The sequence below is a fragment of the Methanobrevibacter sp. genome (assembly GCF_045577275.1).
Lineage (GTDB): Archaea > Methanobacteriota > Methanobacteria > Methanobacteriales > Methanobacteriaceae > Methanobrevibacter.
The window spans coordinates 1-17,931 of record NZ_JAZNIB010000318.1; the positions used below are offsets into that span (position 1 = coordinate 1).

Below are 17,931 nucleotides of genomic sequence, written 5' to 3' on the forward strand. Positions count from 1 at the left end.
AAAATTATTACTTTTTTGACCTTTATATCCGATTTAGTAATAATTGCTTCGAAATATATTTATATAAAAATTATATAATTATTTATCATAATAAGAAAGTTTCTTGAACTATTTTATTAGTTTTCTAGTTGTTCATTCAACTTAAATTTTTTATATTTCTTATGCTTGAAATTTTTTTAAGTTTTTTATCCAACTTTAAAACAATATGTTCTTTCAATGCTTTCTTATTATATGGGTGATTATATGAAACTTAATAAAAGAATATTTTTGATATCTTTAATTTTATTGATTCTAATTGTCCCCCAATCCATATCTGCAGATAATATGGATTTGACTGATGCCAATGGCATTGGGGATAATTCCAATTTAAAATTAAATGTTATCGGTCCAAGTGATCAAAGCATTGATTTTAATTCAATTAATGAAATTGGGGATGTTGAGGATGGAATTTCATCAGATAAGCTTGAAGCTAATTTGAAAGAATCTTCTAATGAATATTCTACTCAAAATTTAGGTTCAGATTTGGATATGCAGTCATCTGTATCCTCTGCTTTAGATGATGAAAGTTATTTAGTTTCTGATAATAACAATTCTTTAGGAGATGAAAGTTCTGAAGAATTAAATGATGATGATTCAAATGATATGAAAATTGAAGAACTTGTCTTTGATGAGGAAGCGGATTTGGAAATCGGCAATCCTATAAAAAACTCTTTAAAAGATGCTGATTCCTATAATATATTCATAGTAAGTGATACTGTTGGAAACAATCTTTTTGACACCGCCGCTTGTGAAATATTGGATGATCCGAACTTTTCCAATGTAGTGATAAATATCAGAAGCGCATCTCAAGTGACTGTGATGTCTGAAGAGGAATTATACGATTTAATGAGTTCCTGTGATGCTTTCTTAGGCCAATGGGTAAGTTCCAATGTAGATGCAGTTTTAACCAATTTATTAGGCAAATATCCGGAATTATCTAATAAGAAGGTATTCCTTATATTAGAGCCTCCTAGTGGCAATACAGATTCCTCATCTACCTCATTGAACTTAGTAAGAAATTCCACAATCAATTTTGAAAAAATATTTCTAAGCACTTCCAATGATGATTTGATATCCTACTTCAACAATACTAAAAGAGGAGGAAATTTTGAAACAATTGCTAATTATATAAATGATAATGGTGATGCATTCCCTGATTTCTTCAATAAATTAGTATTGTATAAGGACATCAATGATAAAAGCAATTTGAAAAATGAAATATTATGCACTCTTAATTTCTTAGGATATCCTTGTGATTATGAAAATCCTAACTTTACAGGAGTTCAAGGTTCTGGAATTTTTAGAGATAGATGGTATTCCTTGGATGAATATGTTGCAACCTTTTTCAATGTTTCAAATCAACGCACAGTTGGTATATTGGAAAGTACAATGTATATTCAATCCCAACAATTGGATTTGGTGAATTCAATCACTAAACATTTGGAAACAATGGGATACAATGTAATTCCTATTTACTGTCCTGCAGGAAGTGCGGAACAGTTAAACATCATGGTAAAATATTGGACAAATGCAGGTTCCAATGTTAGCGGATTCCTGGAGAATCCTGAACAATTTGACGTCAATATCGATGCAATCATCTCAATGGTTGCTTATGGTGTTGGTGGTGAGAATTTCACCAATGCCACCAATTTCTTTGAAGATGCAAATGTTCCTGTATTCAGGGCTGTTCACTCTGAGTACATTACCAATGAGCAATGGGAATTAAGTCCTATTGGTTTGACAACCACTAAAAGTGACAAATGGTGGCATGTAACCATTGCCGAATCCCAAGGAATCTTTGATGCAACTTATGTGGGAGGAGTCGATTCCTACACTTCCAATAAAACCGGTGCGACCATCTTGACATTTGTTCCTGTAGAGAAAAACATTCAGTTATTGGTTGACAGGGTGGATTCTTGGGTTGATTTGCAATATACACCGAACATCGATAAGATGATTTCAATTGTATATTACAATTATCCTCCTGGAAAACAGAATATAGGAGCAAGTTATTTGGATGCAATCACCAGTGTTTACAACATGCTTTTAACTTTAAAGGCTGAAGGTTATAATGTAACTGATCTGCCAAGCAATGTTTCTGAACTTGAAGATATGATGTTAACCTGCGGTATCAATGTAGCTAATTGGGCTCCTGGAGAAGTTGAAAAATTAGCTAACAGATCAGGTGTCACTCTTCTTCCAGCAGAGGAGTACATGGCTTGGTTCAATTCTTTGGATGATGTTGTGAAATTGCAAGTCACCGAAGGTCCTGTTGCATACATTGGAGAAATTGTCAAAAAGGCTGTATTGATGAATTATACTGATGAAGTGGATGCATTGGTATCCGATTGGTATAATCAGATTAAGGCATTGCTTCCTGATGACCAGGCAGTGGCTGCTACAAATGTCTTGGACAATATTGTTCAATCATTGAAGCTTTATGCCAACACTTCTTCAATTGAATATTACAATGAATTCTTGCAATATTATGATGAGTTTAAAGCCTTGAACATATCCGGTTTGAATGGATGGGGTGAAGCTCCAGGAAACATCATGCTTGTAAACCGTAATGGAAAAGATTATTTTGTCATTCCTGGTTTGACTTTTGGTAATGTATTCATTGGTCCTGAACCTCAAAGAGGTTGGGAAGCTAATATTGAAAACCTTTATCATTGTACTGCAGTTGCTCCAACCCATCAATATTTGGCTGCTTATTATTATATGCAAACCAGACATTCAAATGCAATGGTCTTTGTTGGAAGACACGCTACACACGAATGGTTGCCGGGTAAGGAAGTTCTTTTATCTTACAATGACTACGGATCCATTGTTGTAGGCAAGGTTCCTCAAGTATATTTCTATATTACTGATGGTTTAGCTGAAGCAATTCAAGCTAAAAGAAGAGGTTTTGCAGTATTGATTTCTCATTTGGACTCTCCAAAATCATTTACTCATTTATATGGTAATTTAACTGTATTGGCTAATTTATTGGAAGAATATGCCAATGCCAATGATGTAAATGCAAAAGATGCCTTATCTAAAGAGATTAAGGACATAGTCATTAAAAATGATTATTATCTCACTATTGGAATGTCTGAACTTGAAATAAACAGTTCCAGTGTGGAATCATTGATTCCTGCTTTGGAAACTTTCCTGAAAAATACTCAAGACACATTATATCCATTAGGACTTCATGCAATCGGTCAAAAATGGACTGATGAAGATTTGGCAAACACTGTTGCAATTATCGCATCTCACAGCTTTGAAATAAACGGCGAGAAAACCAATTTATTGGATCAACTTGCGAATTATTATTATTCAAGTGATTATTCAAGCTTATCTCCTTTGAAAAGAGAGATTGTCTTGAACAAATCTGTAGAGATTTGCCGTGATTTGATTTATGGTGACGTCAATGCAGTTAGCGAAACTGTAGGATTAAATAGTTTAGAGTTTATGGAGTCTTTAAACATAGCTAAAACTTACATTGATCTCTACAATCAATGTATAGATGGCGAATTGGATGCTATGGTTTCTGCATTGAATGGACATTATATTCCTGTAAATATCGGTGGGGAAAGTGTAACTGTGCCTCAGGTACTTCCTACTGGTGCAAACATGTTCCAGGATCAATCCTCTGAACTTCCAACACAGGAAGCTTGGGATTATGCCAAAACTTTAACATTGTTGACTTTGGCAGATTTGGATGATACAACCGAAAAAATCATTATGGGTATTTGGTGTGTAGAAACTGCCAGAGACGATGGTGCTTTGGTATCTGCAGTTCTTTACTTGCTTGGAATGAAACCTGTTTGGCATGACTCATCAAGTGCAGGTTATGATGAGGAAGGAATTCCAACCGGTAAGAAAGTTGAAGACCTTCCAGCTGTGATTGAATTGAAAGATTTGACACGTCCTGAAGGATGGGCTAATAAAAGAATAGACGTGACTGTAATTACAAGTGGTTTATTCAGAGATTTATACAGTTCTCAAGCTCGTTTATTAGATAATGCATATAGAATGGCTTTGATACGTTCTTATAATACAATCATTAAGAACAAAACTCTTATGGATAGTGAATATGGCCCTCAATTAAAAGAGGCATTGACTAGCATTGCCAAAAGCGTTAGCTATAAAGGGCTTGCTTCCGAGTCATTGGAAGACAATTATGTAGCAAAACATTGGGTTGAAGACTGCCTATATTACTTAAGCTTAGGTTATAACACCACCCAAGCTGGTGAAAATGCAATTACCCGTATATTTGCACCTCCTAATGGAGATTATGGTGCAGGTATTTCCAAATTGGTATCCATGTCATGGACTTGGAACGATACAGATGAACTGTCTGAGTTTTACATTGGCAGAATGGGTAATATGTATTCCAAATACTACTGGGGTGACACTGACCCTGTCGTTTTCATGAGAGCATTATCAAACACTGACCACATTGTTGTCAGCCGTAACACCAATCAATATGGTGTATTGGATAATGATGACTTCTTTGATTACTGGGGAGGTCTCTCCATGACTGTGGCATATTTAACCAATAAAACTCCTACAATGAATGTCTTGATGTATGCAGATAAGGAAAATGCATATGTCTCTTCATTTGAAAAAGTTTTCTATAATGAGTTGAATACAAGATATTTGAATCCTGAATGGATTAAAGGAATGATGCAAGAAGGATACAGCGGTGCTAGATACATATCCAATAAATTCATTTCCAATTTATTAGGATGGCAAGTTACAAGACCTTCTTCTGTTTCCGAATCCGTCTGGGATAATGTATATGACACTTATTATTTGGATAAATACGGTTTAGGAGTTAAGGAATGGTTAAAAACAGGCAATAATGCATATTCCTTGATTTCATTAAGCGGTACCATGTTGACTTCTGCATATGAAGGATACTGGAATGCTGATGAGGCTACCATTAAGAACATTGCAAACACTTGGGCTCAATCAACCATAGCTAAAGGTGTGGCATGTTGTGACTGCAGTTGCGGTAATGTTGCTATGATGGAATGGGCATTGAAATATGTCAATGCTGATTTGCTTGCAAAATTATTGCCAACATTGTATAATGCAACATTGAATCCAAAATTCTTGCAGAATGCTACTGACTTGCCTTCAAATGCAACAGAGATCGATAGCCAGACAACTGACACTTCTACTGAATCAAATGATACATCCAGAACTGTTCCAACAAACAGCAGTTCAAGTACCAAATCTCAAAGTTCCCAAGGAAATACTGAAATTCCTGGTTCCAGTTCAAGTGCTGGTGTAGGTATGGATGTTGAAGGAAAAGCAGATGCTGACAGTGATATGGATGCAGGAACTCCTGATGCTGCCGGTGATGGTAGAGCTATGGAAGTCACTCAACATACAAGCACTCCTGTAGCACCTAAGGATGTAAGCATGCCTATTGCAATCATAGTTTGTGTAATCTGTTTGGTCCTATTGATAGGATTAGGTTATTTCAGAAACAAAAACGATGATGATGACTATTATGATGATATGGATGATGATTTTGAATACAAATGATCTCTAATGTCATTTTTGGTTGCATTGTCTTTTAAAAAAATAAAATTTTTATTTTTTATTTTTTTTTATTTTTTTGAGTTTCTAGAAAAATAGTGTTAATAATGATTATTTCTTCATTTTGAAGGTAAATAATGATTATTCATTATTTTTCAAATTTTGAATATGGGCCAATTATTAATGAAATATGATAATTCTCATATTCAAATTTTATTCCCATTATAAAAATAAGTGATAAAAATAGTTCACATTTATTCCATTTATAAAAAGTGAAATAATGATTATTTCCCTTGCATTTCAATCACGAGTAAATTTTTCTCATATGGCATATAAGGTAAATAATGATTATTTTCTTTCATGGGATATTTTGAATTTGCATATCCTAAAAGGAAAATATGATAAAATTTTGTGGTGAGATTTATGGATACAATTAGTATGTTGTGGCAATTTGGAATTTTGGCTGCAGTGCTGGTTTTTGGTATAAAGCTAGGTCTTGCAGTTGGTTTGGCTAACTTATCAAAAAAATATTTGGCTACCGTCTGTCTTGGCTATGGTGCTGGAGTTTTGATACTTGCTGAAATTTCTTCACATTACACAAATGAAATTACTGAATTGATTTATACTTACAACTCTCTTTTCTTTATACTGATGGCTGTCATCATGATATTGGCAGGCATATTCACAATTAGGGAATGGAAAGTTTTTGAAAAGAACACTACCGCAGCTACATGTGCGGCTGTTATAGCTCCATGTCCTTGCTGTTTCGGATCAATTGTTGTAAGCATATTGTTGGTTGCTCCAACTGTTGGTTTAGGGGCTGTAGATTTAAGTAAATATGTGGCATTGGCGTTGGTTTTAACCATCATCATAACTTACTATGCATCAAACATATTTATCAGATATGTTGACAAGCCTTATCCAATTGTTTTAGGAAATTTCATGTTTTTCTTAGGAATCTATTTCCTATTGTCTGCATTGGTCATTCCTAACATTGCAGCAATTATGAACAAGTCTATGGGGTCAATTGGCATAGCTTCAATGGACAGCTTGATCGGTTCTGTCATTGCATTGGTTCTTTTGATTGTTATCGGTGCAGTATTTTCAAGAAAAAGAAATATTTTAAGTTAATTCAATTTCATATTTTTAATTTTTTTAATTTTTTATTGGTGATTTTAAATGGTAACAGTGATTCCCGGAAGTGATTTATTAACTTCAGCATTAAATGTTGTTTCTCAAAGTTTACAGATACCAGTAATAATATTTTTATTGTTATTTGCATTGTATGCTGTAATTACTGTCGGAGGCCTTATATCAGAATACAGTTCTCGTAAGAAAGTACCCGTTAAATTAATCAAGGATTTAATATTTTCAATATCTCGTTCTAAAGATGAAAGTGAAATGGAAAGCATTATAAAAACTGCCCAAATTCCAAAAAATCAAAAAAGGGTTTTGGTTAATATTGCAAGGTCTGGAGAGTTAAAGAAAGACTCAAGAGAAGCTTTAGCTGAAAAATTAATCGAAAATGAAGAAGACATTATTGAGAAAAAACTTCAGACAACAGATATCATTACTAAAATTGGGCCTACCCTTGGTTTGATGGGTACATTGATACCTATGGGTCCAGGACTTGCTGCATTAGGCAGTGGAGATGTAAGCACATTATCCAATGCGATTATTGTAGCTTTTGATACAACTGTAGTGGGTATTGGTGCTGGAGCAGTGGCTTACTTTGTTTCCAAAGTCAGAAGACGATGGTATGAACAATATTTGTCCAATTTGGATGCTTTATCTAAAGCAGTGTTGGATAGATTAAACGAATAAATTTGGCATTGGTTTAGGTAATGTGATATTATGGCACGTCATAAATCAAATAAACGTTTAAATAAAGGTGAAGAAGAGGATCCAATGGCTGGTGCTGCAAACCTTGTGGATGCAATGCTGGTTATTGCAGTTGGATTGCTTGTATTCTTGGTTATTTCATGGAATATGCAAAGCATTGTCTTTAATGATGATATTACTCAAGAGCAAAAGCAGCAAATGATGCAGGATATGCAACAGGTGACTGAATTGGATCAAGGTCAGGAATTAAATGAAACTCCTGATGTAAGCAATAGTTCTGGCCAAGGCTATACCGAGATGGGTAAGGTTTATAGAGACTCTTCGACAGGTAAGTTGATTATGGTTGAGGGATAGTTTCCCTCTTAACTTTTTCTTTTTATTTTTCTTTTTCTTTTACTTTTACTTTTTCATGCTTTTTACTTTTTTAATTTTTTAGCTGTTTTAATTATTTATACTATAAAAAATAAAATATTCTTAATGGTAAGCCGAAGACAGCTGCTGGTTTTATAACTAGGGAAACTCCGCACATCGTATAGACTGTAAAGTTGAAAGACTTATGCTGAGAAGTATGACTCTGGAGCAGAAACGACACGGCCTTTGATGGATGACAATGATGCTTGACTGATGGACATTAAAGGAATCGGTGAAACGGCCAATCTACAGGATGCAAGAACAAAGGTGCTGATGACCTCTAAGGGAAGCAAAGTAGTTCGCTAAGATGAATGCTGTATAAAACAGAATGTGGGTTACTCTCGGCATACCATTAAAAATCAGATTGCTTGGCCTTAAATAAGGTCTTAAATTGCTTATTTTTTTTACAAATTATCATTATTATTAAATTCTTTAAAATCAATGAAAAGGAAATTGAAAGAAACAAAAATTAAAACAGCACATCTGTTATTAATTAAACAGCATACTATTTTTATCAATTCTTTCAATCTCATCCACACAGCAAAAGATGTTAAAATCTTAGCGCTGATACAAATAATTTAAAACAGATATGGCACCAAGAATAAATGTTACAATATAACCTAAAACAGCAATTAAAGGCATGTCAAATAACATTGGACCTCTGGTAATTGTCAAGGCTATTGAAGAACTCATCAAAAGTGAAGCAATAATTACAACTAATGAAAATTTGCTTACAATACGATCGATTCTTTCAATTTCAAACCTGACTTTCATATCGTCATTGTTTATTTTATGAACGGTATTTGCCAGAAGAGGCAGCAGTGACTTAAGCATGTTTTTATAGTAAACCAAACTGCCCTTTTTGTTTCCAATGGATTCTTTTATGTTCATTCTTTCTTGCATTACTTCTTTGACAATTGGTTCAATGATATCAATGACGTCTAAATTAGGGTCTAATGCAGTGCCAACAGATTCAATCATTGATATTCCTCTGGCCATTGAAACGAATTCATTAGGAAGAACAATACCATAATCCTGCATAAGGTCAAGAAGTCTCATCAATGCTTCATTCAGTCCTCTAGATTCTTGAGCAAAATATCTAAAGAATAAATCACGAAGGTCTCGTTTTAGGGTAGTGGTATCCATATTATATTCAAGGACACCCATATAAATGAACTGATTTATCAAGCCGTTGACATCTTTGTCTGCAATCATCATCAATAAGTCACAAAGATCTTTTCTAAAGTCATCATCAAGAATTCCAACTGATCCCAAATCAATATAGCATAAAACATTGTCATCTAAAACGATTAGGTTTCCGGCATGTGGGTCGGCATGGAAAAATCCATCAATCAGCACTTGCTTCATAAAAGACTCAATGGTGCGCTTTGCGAGAAGTGGTTTGTCAAATTCTTCTCCTTCGCTTTGATATACATCATGCATTTTTGTTCCATCAATAAACTCCATAGTAAGAACTTTTGAGGTGCTATAATCAGAATAAGCTATTGGAATATGTATGGTTTCATCTTCGGAAAAATTTTCATCCAACTGTTTCATATTGATAAGTTCATTTGTAAAATCAATTTCTATATGAATATTATAGTCGAATTCATCAATCATTCCCGGTAAATTGTATTTCCTGAATTCATCGTTATGCTTATGAATTTGAGATACTAGATGTTTCATAATTGCTATATCATATTCAAGGGAATCTGCAATGCCCTCTTTTTGAACTTTAACAGCTACTCTCTCTCCGGAAATTAATTTAGCTTCATGAACTTGGGCAATTGATGCGGTTGCAAGACTTTCTTCTGAAAACTCTGAAAATAAATCGTCAATATTTCCATTAAGTTCCCTTTCAACTATTTTTTTGACTTCTTCATAGGTAATAGGTGGATTATCGTCCTGTAGTTTTTCAAATTCAGTTGCAATCCTTTCTCCAACCATATCTGGCCTAGTGCTTAATAGCTGGCCCAATTTGATAAAGCTGGTGCCTAAATCCTGAAACATCACTCTTAACTTTACCGGAAGCTCTGGGTCTAATAATATATTGTACTCTTCCTCTTTTGAAGGAAGGATCTTTTCTTTAATTGTTTTATTCAACAGTTCGCCAAAACCATGTTTTCGCATAGTGGCAGTTATTTCTCGAATACGGTTTTTCATTTCTTTATCCATTTGCATCACAAAAAAAAGTTTTAGATTTCATTAAATATACGAATAAATTTTTTTATTCTCATAAATCCATAAAATGGGCATGATTATATTATTTTTAGGACAATATATAAAAATAATCTTAATAGAATTAATAGTTAACATGTAAAAATTTAAACAATTAAGTATTAATTAACTTAATATCTAAATAATTTACAGTTTTCATTTTTAAGAATAAAAAAATAAATAACAAGATATTTTTAAGAATATTCAAAACTTTTAAGCGTTGTGGATGTTATTAATTTTAATAATTTTATATTTTTTTAGGAAAAATACTGTTTTTTATTTTTCCTATTTTTTAAGTTCATTAGCTATTTTTATTATGGTGTTTGCAGTGGATTTGATTTCCTCTCTTGTATGGGTGGATATTATGGTTAATCTTAATCTGCTTTCGCCTTTAGGAACTGATGGCGGTCGGATGGAGGATACTAAAATTCCCTCTTTTTCTAGCTTCTTAGAGAATCTGTTTGCCAATTCTGCAGGACCTATGATGATTGGTATGATTGGTGTTTCTCCATCCACCACATTCAATCCTGCATCATTAAGGAGATTTCTCATAAGTCTTGTGTTTTCATTTAAATTGGATAAATATTCTTCACTATTTTCTTTCAATAAGTTTAATGCAGCATTAGCACTAGCTATTGTAGATGGTGAAAGTGCTGTTGAGAATATGAATGGTCTTGACTTGTTTATAAGATAATCTATATAGACTTGCTTTCCACTTACATATCCCCCTTCAGATGCAAGTGCTTTGCTTAATGTTCCTATTTGCAAATCAACAGAGTCAGTTAAATCAATTCCAGTCTTATTCCTATAGTATTCAACTGTACCTCTTCCGTTTTTGCCGATTACTCCAGTTGCATGAGCTTCATCGATAATGAGAGTGCAGTTGTATTCATTAGCTATTTCGACAAGTTTTGGAAGTGGAGCAATGTCTCCATCCATGCTGAAGACTCCATCTGAAACTATGAAGAAATTTGATTTATTATTTGGTTCATTGTTTGATTCGATCTCTTTCTTGATAAGATTCTCTAAATCTGAAGTGTCCTTATGTTTATATACTCTAACACTTGCTTTGGAGATTCTTGTTCCGTCTATAATGCTTGCATGATTCAATTGATCAGAGAATATGACATCATTTTCTTTTGTAAGTGCATAAATCACTCCTAAATTAGTCATATATCCTGTATTAAAAATAAGTGTGGATTCAGTGTTTTTAAACTCTGAGATATTGTTTTCAAGCTCTCTAGCTTCAAAAGAAGCTCCAGTAGTTAGCCTTGAACCAGTTGAACCGGTTCCATATTCACTTGCATCTTTACATGCTTCCATTACTTTGGGATGATGTGTTAATCCAAGATAGTTGTTGGTTCCAAATACAAGAAATTCATTTCCATCATTATCAATGGCCTTTGTAGAAGAGATAAACCTTAAGTCATCTACTGTTCTTAGAAGATCATTCTTTTCAAGTTCATCAAGTTCTTCCTTAAGTTCATTTTCAAGATTCGGATTCATGATATCATCATCAATTAATTTTATTTTTTTTATTTATTCAATCAGCACGATTTGATTTTCAAGATAGTCTATCAAATCATCTAAAGTGTAATCATCATTCAATTGATTAGAATCAACGAAGAAGACTCTTCCTCCAATTGGATTTCCTTCTTCCTTTAAGATAGGGATACGTTCATAATTGTCTTTTGTCCCAACATATCCTATGACATAGCTTGGATCATCTGACCAGCATAATTCCGCTACAATCCCTTTGCAGCTTGCTATTTTGGATGCAAGAATCAATGCCTCTTCAAGGTGCAGTCCTTCCCTTCCATCATTTTTTAAGGATTCCTTATATTTGCTTATGTCTGCACTAGCTATTCCAGTTACTCTGACTCCTTTGATTCCATTATCATCTATTCTTTCTCCGCTGTCCTTATCGAAAAGCATTGCTCCATGCATGCTTTCTTCAAGCTCAAGCAAATTTTGAATTGCATTGTCTGCAGATTCTTCGCTAACTGAATTTTCCTTCAATATGTCTTTGGCAAGATTCAATCCTTCCTCTATGGAATTTACTTGATGCTGATTTATGTTCAATCTTTTCTTGTAGATGATGTCATCCTCATCTATCTTTTCAATCTTGAGGTTTATGAAATCAGGCTTTCCTCTTTCATGAGTGATTGCCCTTCTATAGACATTTATCAACTCCTCTTCAATCTCATCTTCTCTTAAAATACGTTCTGCTCCTGAGATGTGTTTGCCTCCTTTTTCATGAGGGCCACCTTTTGAACATCGCATTTTTATACTGTACATCATATGATCTTGCCTATCTTAAATTTTTACTATAATCTATTTGTCTTTTATAATATTAATGTTTAATATGAATTTAATATGAAAATGCCTATTTTGACATAAAGATTTTTTGCTGAAAATTTTAATTTAACTTAATTGGTTTAAGATATATTTAAAATGATAGTTTGATGGGCAAACTATATTTTAATTATAGATAACTCTTATTAAATTGAATGATTTTCTAAATTATTTATTTTCATCTGGAAGTATCTACATACGAGGATAAAAATTTTAAGTTTTAGTAGAATTTTTAAAAATAGCTAATGAAATTGGTATTGAAAAATATAAAATTAGAATTGAAAATATAAAATTAGAAAAAATAGTTGTATCGAAAAATTAAAAATATAAAAAAATGAATTAGATGTTTAAGTAATTAAACATCATTTTAGAACAAGATTTTATTTAAGGGTTGTTGATGGCATCTTTGACCTTGTCAAAGATTCCTTTTTTGTAGACCTTGATTTCGTCTCCACTTATTTCACCGAATTGGATCAAGAGCTTTTTCTGTTCTTTGGAGAGTTTTTGAGGAACAACAACGGTAATGTTTACATAAAGGTTACCTTTGCCACCACGTCTCATGTAAGGCATACCTTGGTCTCTTAGCCTGAATGTGGTTCCGCTTTGGGTTCCAGGTGGAATCTTAAGCTCAACTTCCCCATTGATTGTTGGAATGTCAACGGTGTCACCTAAACTTGCTTGGACGAAACTGATCTGTTTTTCATAGTAAAGGTTAGCTCCATCCCTTTCAAAGTATTCATGTCTTTTGATGTAGATTTCCACATAAAGGTCTCCGTTTCCTCCACCAACATCACCAACATTTCCTTCGCCGGATACTCTTAAACGGTTTCCGTTTTCAACACCTGCTGGAATCTTTATGTTGAGGGTTTTGCTTTCCTTGATGGTTCCTCTACCCTTACAGTTGTGACATGGCTCTTTGATGATTTTACCGGTACCTCCACATTCACCACATTGGACAACATTCATGACTTGTCCAAATAGGCTTTGTCTGATTTGTTTTCTTTGACCGGTACCTCCACAGGCAGGACAGGTTTCAACTTCACTTCCAGGTTCTGCTTTGGAACCTTCACAAACAGGACAGAATACATCGTGTCTAACGGTTATCTCTTTTTCTGCACCATTTGCTGCCTCTTCTAAGGTAATTTGAATTTCGGTGTAGATGTCACTTCCTCTTCTTGGCCCAGCACTGCGGGACCTGGATCGGCCTGTACCAAATCCGAAGAGATCGAAGATGTCTTCTATTCCACCTCCTCCAAATCCTTGGAAGATGTCTTCAAAGTTTACGTTTCTAAAGATGTCTTCGTTAGAGAAGCCTTCCATACCTGCATGACCAAACTGATCATATCTTGCTCTTTTCTCTTCATCGGATAAGACAGCGTAAGCTTCACTGATTTCTTTGAACTTCTCAGTAGCCTCCTCTTTTTTATCATCTTCCACAACGTCAGGATGGTATTTTCTAGCTAATTTACGATAAGCCTTTTTGATTTCCTTCTCATCAGCAGTTTTATCTACTCCGAGAACTTCATAGTAGTCACGCTTCTCTGCCATTTCGTCACCTATAAAAATTATTATGATTGATTATCTCTTTAGAATAAAGTTATTTTCCATTTCATATTTGTTTCAATTATTTTAAAAATAGTATAAAACTATTAATTAAAATTTAATTAAACTATTTGTTTTGAATTTTTGAGATATTCTTGATTTGATAATTTAATTAAATTTTACTTAATAATAGGTTACTAAATAAATTATTAGTTAATTTTAATATTTAAATTTAATTTATTTTTCTAATATTTTAATAAAAAGAATTCTTTTTAGACATTGAATGAGTATAGTGGCTAAGAATTTTTTTAAGGAGGAATGTCTAAAAGAATTCAATTTATTATTTTTGAGAGGTTATAAACATGATATAAATCAAAAAATAAAATAGATTAAAATTAATTTTAATCTATAATAAGTTATGATTTATTTATTTTTTCTCTTCGAATTCAGCATCGATAGTGCCGTCATCATCATCTTGTGGTCCAGCTCCTGCGTTAGGGTCTGCACCTGCTGCTCCAGCTGCATCTTGTGCTGCTTGTTGAGCTGCTGCAGCTTCTTGGTAGATTCTTGCACCGATGTCTTGAACTACTTTGGTAAGTTCATCTGTTTTCTCTTTGATTGCTGCAATGTCATCGCCGCTGATTAATTCTCTGAGTTCAGCAACTAATCTTTCAATGTTGGATCTTTCGTCATCAGAGACTTTGTCTTTGATTTCATCCTCATTGATGGTTTTTTCTGCAGTGTAAATCATAGAGTCTGCATTGTTTCTTACTTCAATTTCTTCTTGTTTCTTCTTATCTGCTTCAGCATTCATTTCTGCTTCTTTAACTGCTTTTTCAATTTCTTCATCAGTTAATTTTGTAGAGGAAGTGATGGTAATTGATTGTTCTTTACCGGTTCCTTTGTCTTGAGCAGTAACGTTTATAATACCGTTTGCGTCAATATCGAAGGTTACTTCAATTTGAGGCATTCCTCTTGGTGCAGGAGGTATTCCCACTAATTGGAATCTTCCAAGAGTGGTGTTGTCTGCTGCCATTTTTCTTTCCCCTTGGACTACGTGAATGTCTACTGAAGGTTGGTTGTCAGCTGCAGTTGAGAAGATTTGAGATTTTTTAGCAGGAATTGTAGTGTTTCTTTCAATAAGGGTAGTTGATACTCCACCTAAGGTTTCAATACCTAAGGATAATGGGGTAACGTCTAAGAGAACTAAGTCTTTGATTTCTCCAGCGAGTACTCCACCTTGGATAGCTGCACCCATTGCTACACATTCCATAGGGTCAATTCCTCTTTCTACAGGTTTGCCAATGAAGTTTTCAACGAATTTTTGTACGATTGGCATTCTGGTAGGTCCACCAACAAGGATGATTTTGTTAATGTCGTTTTTGGTCATTTTTGCATCATCCAATGCTTGTTTGATAGGTTGACCACATTTGTTTACGATAGGATCTACCAATTCTTCTAATTTTGCTCTGGTTAAGTTGTTAATGAGGTTGTGAGGTTTGCCGTCTGCACCCATACAGATGAATGGTAAGTTTACTTCACTGGTTAAGGTAGTGGATAATTCGATTTTTGCTTTTTCAGCTGCTTCTCTTAATCTTTGTACTGCTTGGTCATCAGTCATTAAGTCAATGCCGGTTTCAGTTTTGAATTCTGATGCTAAGTAGTTCATGATTGCATTGTCCATGTCGGTACCACCGAGTTGGGTGTCACCGCTGGTGGATTGTACTTCGAATACTCCTCCACCAAATTCCATGATGGTTACGTCTAAGGTACCTCCACCTAAATCGAATACTAAAATGTTTACATCATCGTCATCATCTTGTTTGTCGATACCATATGCTAAACTTGCAGCGGTAGGTTCGTTTACAAGTCTTACTACATCAAGACCAGCAATAGTTCCTGCGTCTTTGGTTGCAGTTCTTTGGTTGTCGTCAAAGTAAGCAGGTACGGTAATAACCGCTTTTTCAATAGGTTCTCCTAAGAAGGATTCTGCATCTTTTTTGATCTTTTGCAAGATTTTTGCAGAGATTTCTTGTGGAGTGTATTGTTTTCCTTGGATAGTTACTTTGTAATCAGTACCCATTTTCCTTTTGATTGCACTAATGGTGTTTTCTGGGTTGGTTACAGCTTGTCTTCTTGCAGGTTCACCAACTAATTGTTGTCCGTCTTCAGTGAATGCTACATAACTTGGGAACGCTTTACCATATTGGCTTGCACCTTCTGCACTTGGGATAACGGTTGGTTTACCACCGACAAGTACAGATGCTGCAGAGTTACTAGTACCTAAGTCAATTCCAATAATTTTTTCTTTTTTAGTATCAGACATATTTTTCACCTTTACACTTGATTTTTTTTTTAAATGGTTATTTTGATTTTTTTTTTATTCATCGAACATTTTTTCAAATGTTTGAGTCGAGTTTTGGTTTTTCAAATATTCTTTTTTTTTAAGAATATTTGATTTGAAATTATTTATTAATAATTTGTAAGTATGAATTTTATTTTTTTTAATTTTTGAACTTCTATTCCTTTTTAGCTTTTTTACAAACTCTTACTTTAGAGTATTTGATAACCTTATCTTTTAAGGTGTATCCTTTCATAAGTTCATCAACGATTTCATTGTTTTCATGATCTGGACTGTCTACAGTGAGCAACGCTTCATGTTTGAATGGATCGAATTTTTCTCCCACTGCAGGAATCTCTTCTACACCTTCTTTTTCTAAAGTATTTTTCATTTTTGAATAGATTAGCTCTAAACCTTCTCTTAGTTCTTCTTCATTAGTTGAATTTTCAAGAGCCCTTTCCATATCCTCATAGACATCAAGGAATTTTACGATAAGTCCTTCATTTGCAAATTTTATCAAATCTTGCTTTTGCTTATCATTTTGTTTTCTAAAGTTATCAAAGTCTGCTTGAAGTCTTTGAATATGGGATTTTAGCTCTATGATTTCTTCATCTTTTGCTTCAAGGTCTTTTTTCAATTTAGCTAATTCATCGTCTTCACATTCATCTTCTCCATCTTGTGAAGATTCTTCAGATTCAGAAGGATTTTCATCTTCTTGGACTTTGGATTGATCTTCTTCTTCAATCTCTAAGTCTTCTTTTTCTTCTTTTTCTTTCTTAGCCACATTTTCACCTTTAATGAATTTATCATAAAGTAATAATGAAAGAGAAAGAGAGCGATAAGCTCCTTTAATATTATGACTTAAATCAAAGAGTTTAGATTTTAGGATTTTCTATCATATGGGTTAATAGAAAATTGTGTTTTATGTTTTCTAGATTTAGGGCATGTATTAAATCTAAAAAATCTTTGTTTATAGTGTGATTTTTAAAGAGGATTTGAAATATTCTTTGATTTGTGTTTTATCCGTTTTGTTATCATATTTTAGAATTTTATAGGTTTCTTACAATAACTTTTTTGTTTTAAGTCATTTATCAGCAGAAATTTGAGTTTTTGATTTGTTAAAGTTCTGCTTTTGATAAATGACCAGTGGATTTAGATTTTATTTTGTCATTTTATATTAAAGTAACAAAATGTTATCTTTCTCTATACTTATTATAGTAACAAAATGTTATATAAAGATTTCGGTTTTTAGTAACAAAAAGTTAATATAATACTTATGACTTATATTTTATTGTAGAAAGTTTTATGAATTTTTTTTAGTCATAATAAAAAGAAGATAATAATAACATGATTTTAAGAAAAAAATTCATAATAAAATTTCATATTAAACAATAAATGCTATTTTATAATTATATATTTTAAGAAATGGAGGTCAAAATATGGAACACAATCAAGGTCAACAGAATGATGTTGATATGGAAGCGATTCTTGATGTTATGGGTTGTAAAACCAGACGTGATATCATGGATCTTTTAAGGGAAGAGCCAAGATTTGTTAGTGAAATATCTCAAGAGCTCCAAATAGGTCAGAAAGCTATCATTGAACATTTAAGAGCTATGGAAGATGTAGGTATCTTGACATCTTCAACA

At 33.4% G+C, this 17,931-nt stretch carries 11 protein-coding genes and 1 other RNA gene; 6 read left to right on the top strand and 6 right to left on the bottom strand.

Going from position 1 to position 17,931, the window contains the following annotated elements:
- Positions 1-243 precede the first annotated feature (243 nt).
- The 5 genes from ACKI67_RS09080 to rnpB all read left to right on the top strand — a co-directional run bounded on the left by ACKI67_RS09080 (position 244) and on the right by rnpB (position 8,177).
- Positions 244-5,580 (top strand): cobaltochelatase subunit CobN, encoded by a 5,337-nt coding sequence (locus ACKI67_RS09080; RefSeq protein ID WP_407463212.1) that lies wholly within the window; start codon positions 244-246, stop codon positions 5,578-5,580.
- A gap of 417 nt (positions 5,581-5,997) precedes the next feature.
- The gene (locus tag ACKI67_RS09085; RefSeq protein ID WP_407463213.1) at positions 5,998-6,705 is read left to right on the top strand and encodes a DUF2162 domain-containing protein; all 708 of its coding nucleotides are present in this window, start codon (positions 5,998-6,000) and stop codon (positions 6,703-6,705) included.
- Between the two features lie 48 nt (positions 6,706-6,753).
- On the top strand, positions 6,754-7,398 hold the full coding sequence (locus tag ACKI67_RS09090; protein WP_407463214.1) for a MotA/TolQ/ExbB proton channel family protein: 645 nt from the start codon (positions 6,754-6,756) through the stop codon (positions 7,396-7,398).
- Between the two features lie 30 nt (positions 7,399-7,428).
- Positions 7,429-7,770: a DUF2149 domain-containing protein gene (locus ACKI67_RS09095; protein WP_407463215.1), complete on the top strand. Its 342-nt coding sequence runs from the start codon at positions 7,429-7,431 to the stop codon at positions 7,768-7,770.
- A 126-nt stretch (positions 7,771-7,896) separates the two neighbouring features.
- Positions 7,897-8,177, top strand: an RNA gene (rnpB, locus tag ACKI67_RS09100) — RNase P RNA component.
- A gap of 208 nt (positions 8,178-8,385) precedes the next feature.
- On the opposite strand, the gene ACKI67_RS09105 is transcribed toward rnpB, so the two are convergent.
- From ACKI67_RS09105 to ACKI67_RS09130, 6 genes are all read right to left on the bottom strand, one after another.
- Positions 8,386-10,002, bottom strand: coding sequence for an ABC1 kinase family protein (locus ACKI67_RS09105; RefSeq protein WP_407463216.1), 1,617 nt, complete (start codon positions 10,000-10,002; stop codon positions 8,386-8,388).
- Between the two features lie 327 nt (positions 10,003-10,329).
- Positions 10,330-11,550, bottom strand: coding sequence for an aminotransferase class I/II-fold pyridoxal phosphate-dependent enzyme (locus tag ACKI67_RS09110; protein WP_407463217.1), 1,221 nt, complete (start codon positions 11,548-11,550; stop codon positions 10,330-10,332).
- Positions 11,551-11,583: 33 nt separating this feature from the next.
- A complete protein-coding gene (locus tag ACKI67_RS09115; RefSeq protein ID WP_407463218.1) occupies positions 11,584-12,345 on the bottom strand; it encodes a 6-carboxyhexanoate--CoA ligase in 762 nt (253 codons plus the stop codon).
- 438 nt (positions 12,346-12,783) lie between these two features.
- A complete protein-coding gene (gene dnaJ / locus ACKI67_RS09120; RefSeq protein WP_407463219.1) occupies positions 12,784-13,947 on the bottom strand; it encodes a molecular chaperone DnaJ in 1,164 nt (387 codons plus the stop codon).
- Positions 13,948-14,368: 421 nt separating this feature from the next.
- Entirely contained in the window at positions 14,369-16,267 is a 1,899-nt protein-coding gene (gene dnaK / locus ACKI67_RS09125; RefSeq protein WP_407463220.1) for a molecular chaperone DnaK, read from the bottom strand.
- 193 nt (positions 16,268-16,460) lie between these two features.
- Positions 16,461-17,066 (bottom strand): nucleotide exchange factor GrpE, encoded by a 606-nt coding sequence (locus ACKI67_RS09130; protein ID WP_407463221.1) that lies wholly within the window; start codon positions 17,064-17,066, stop codon positions 16,461-16,463.
- Positions 17,067-17,721: 655 nt separating this feature from the next.
- Between ACKI67_RS09130 and ACKI67_RS09135 the strand changes: the two genes are divergently transcribed.
- Positions 17,722-17,931: ArsR/SmtB family transcription factor (locus tag ACKI67_RS09135; RefSeq protein WP_407463222.1), on the top strand; the 210-nt coding region annotated here is incomplete at its 3' end.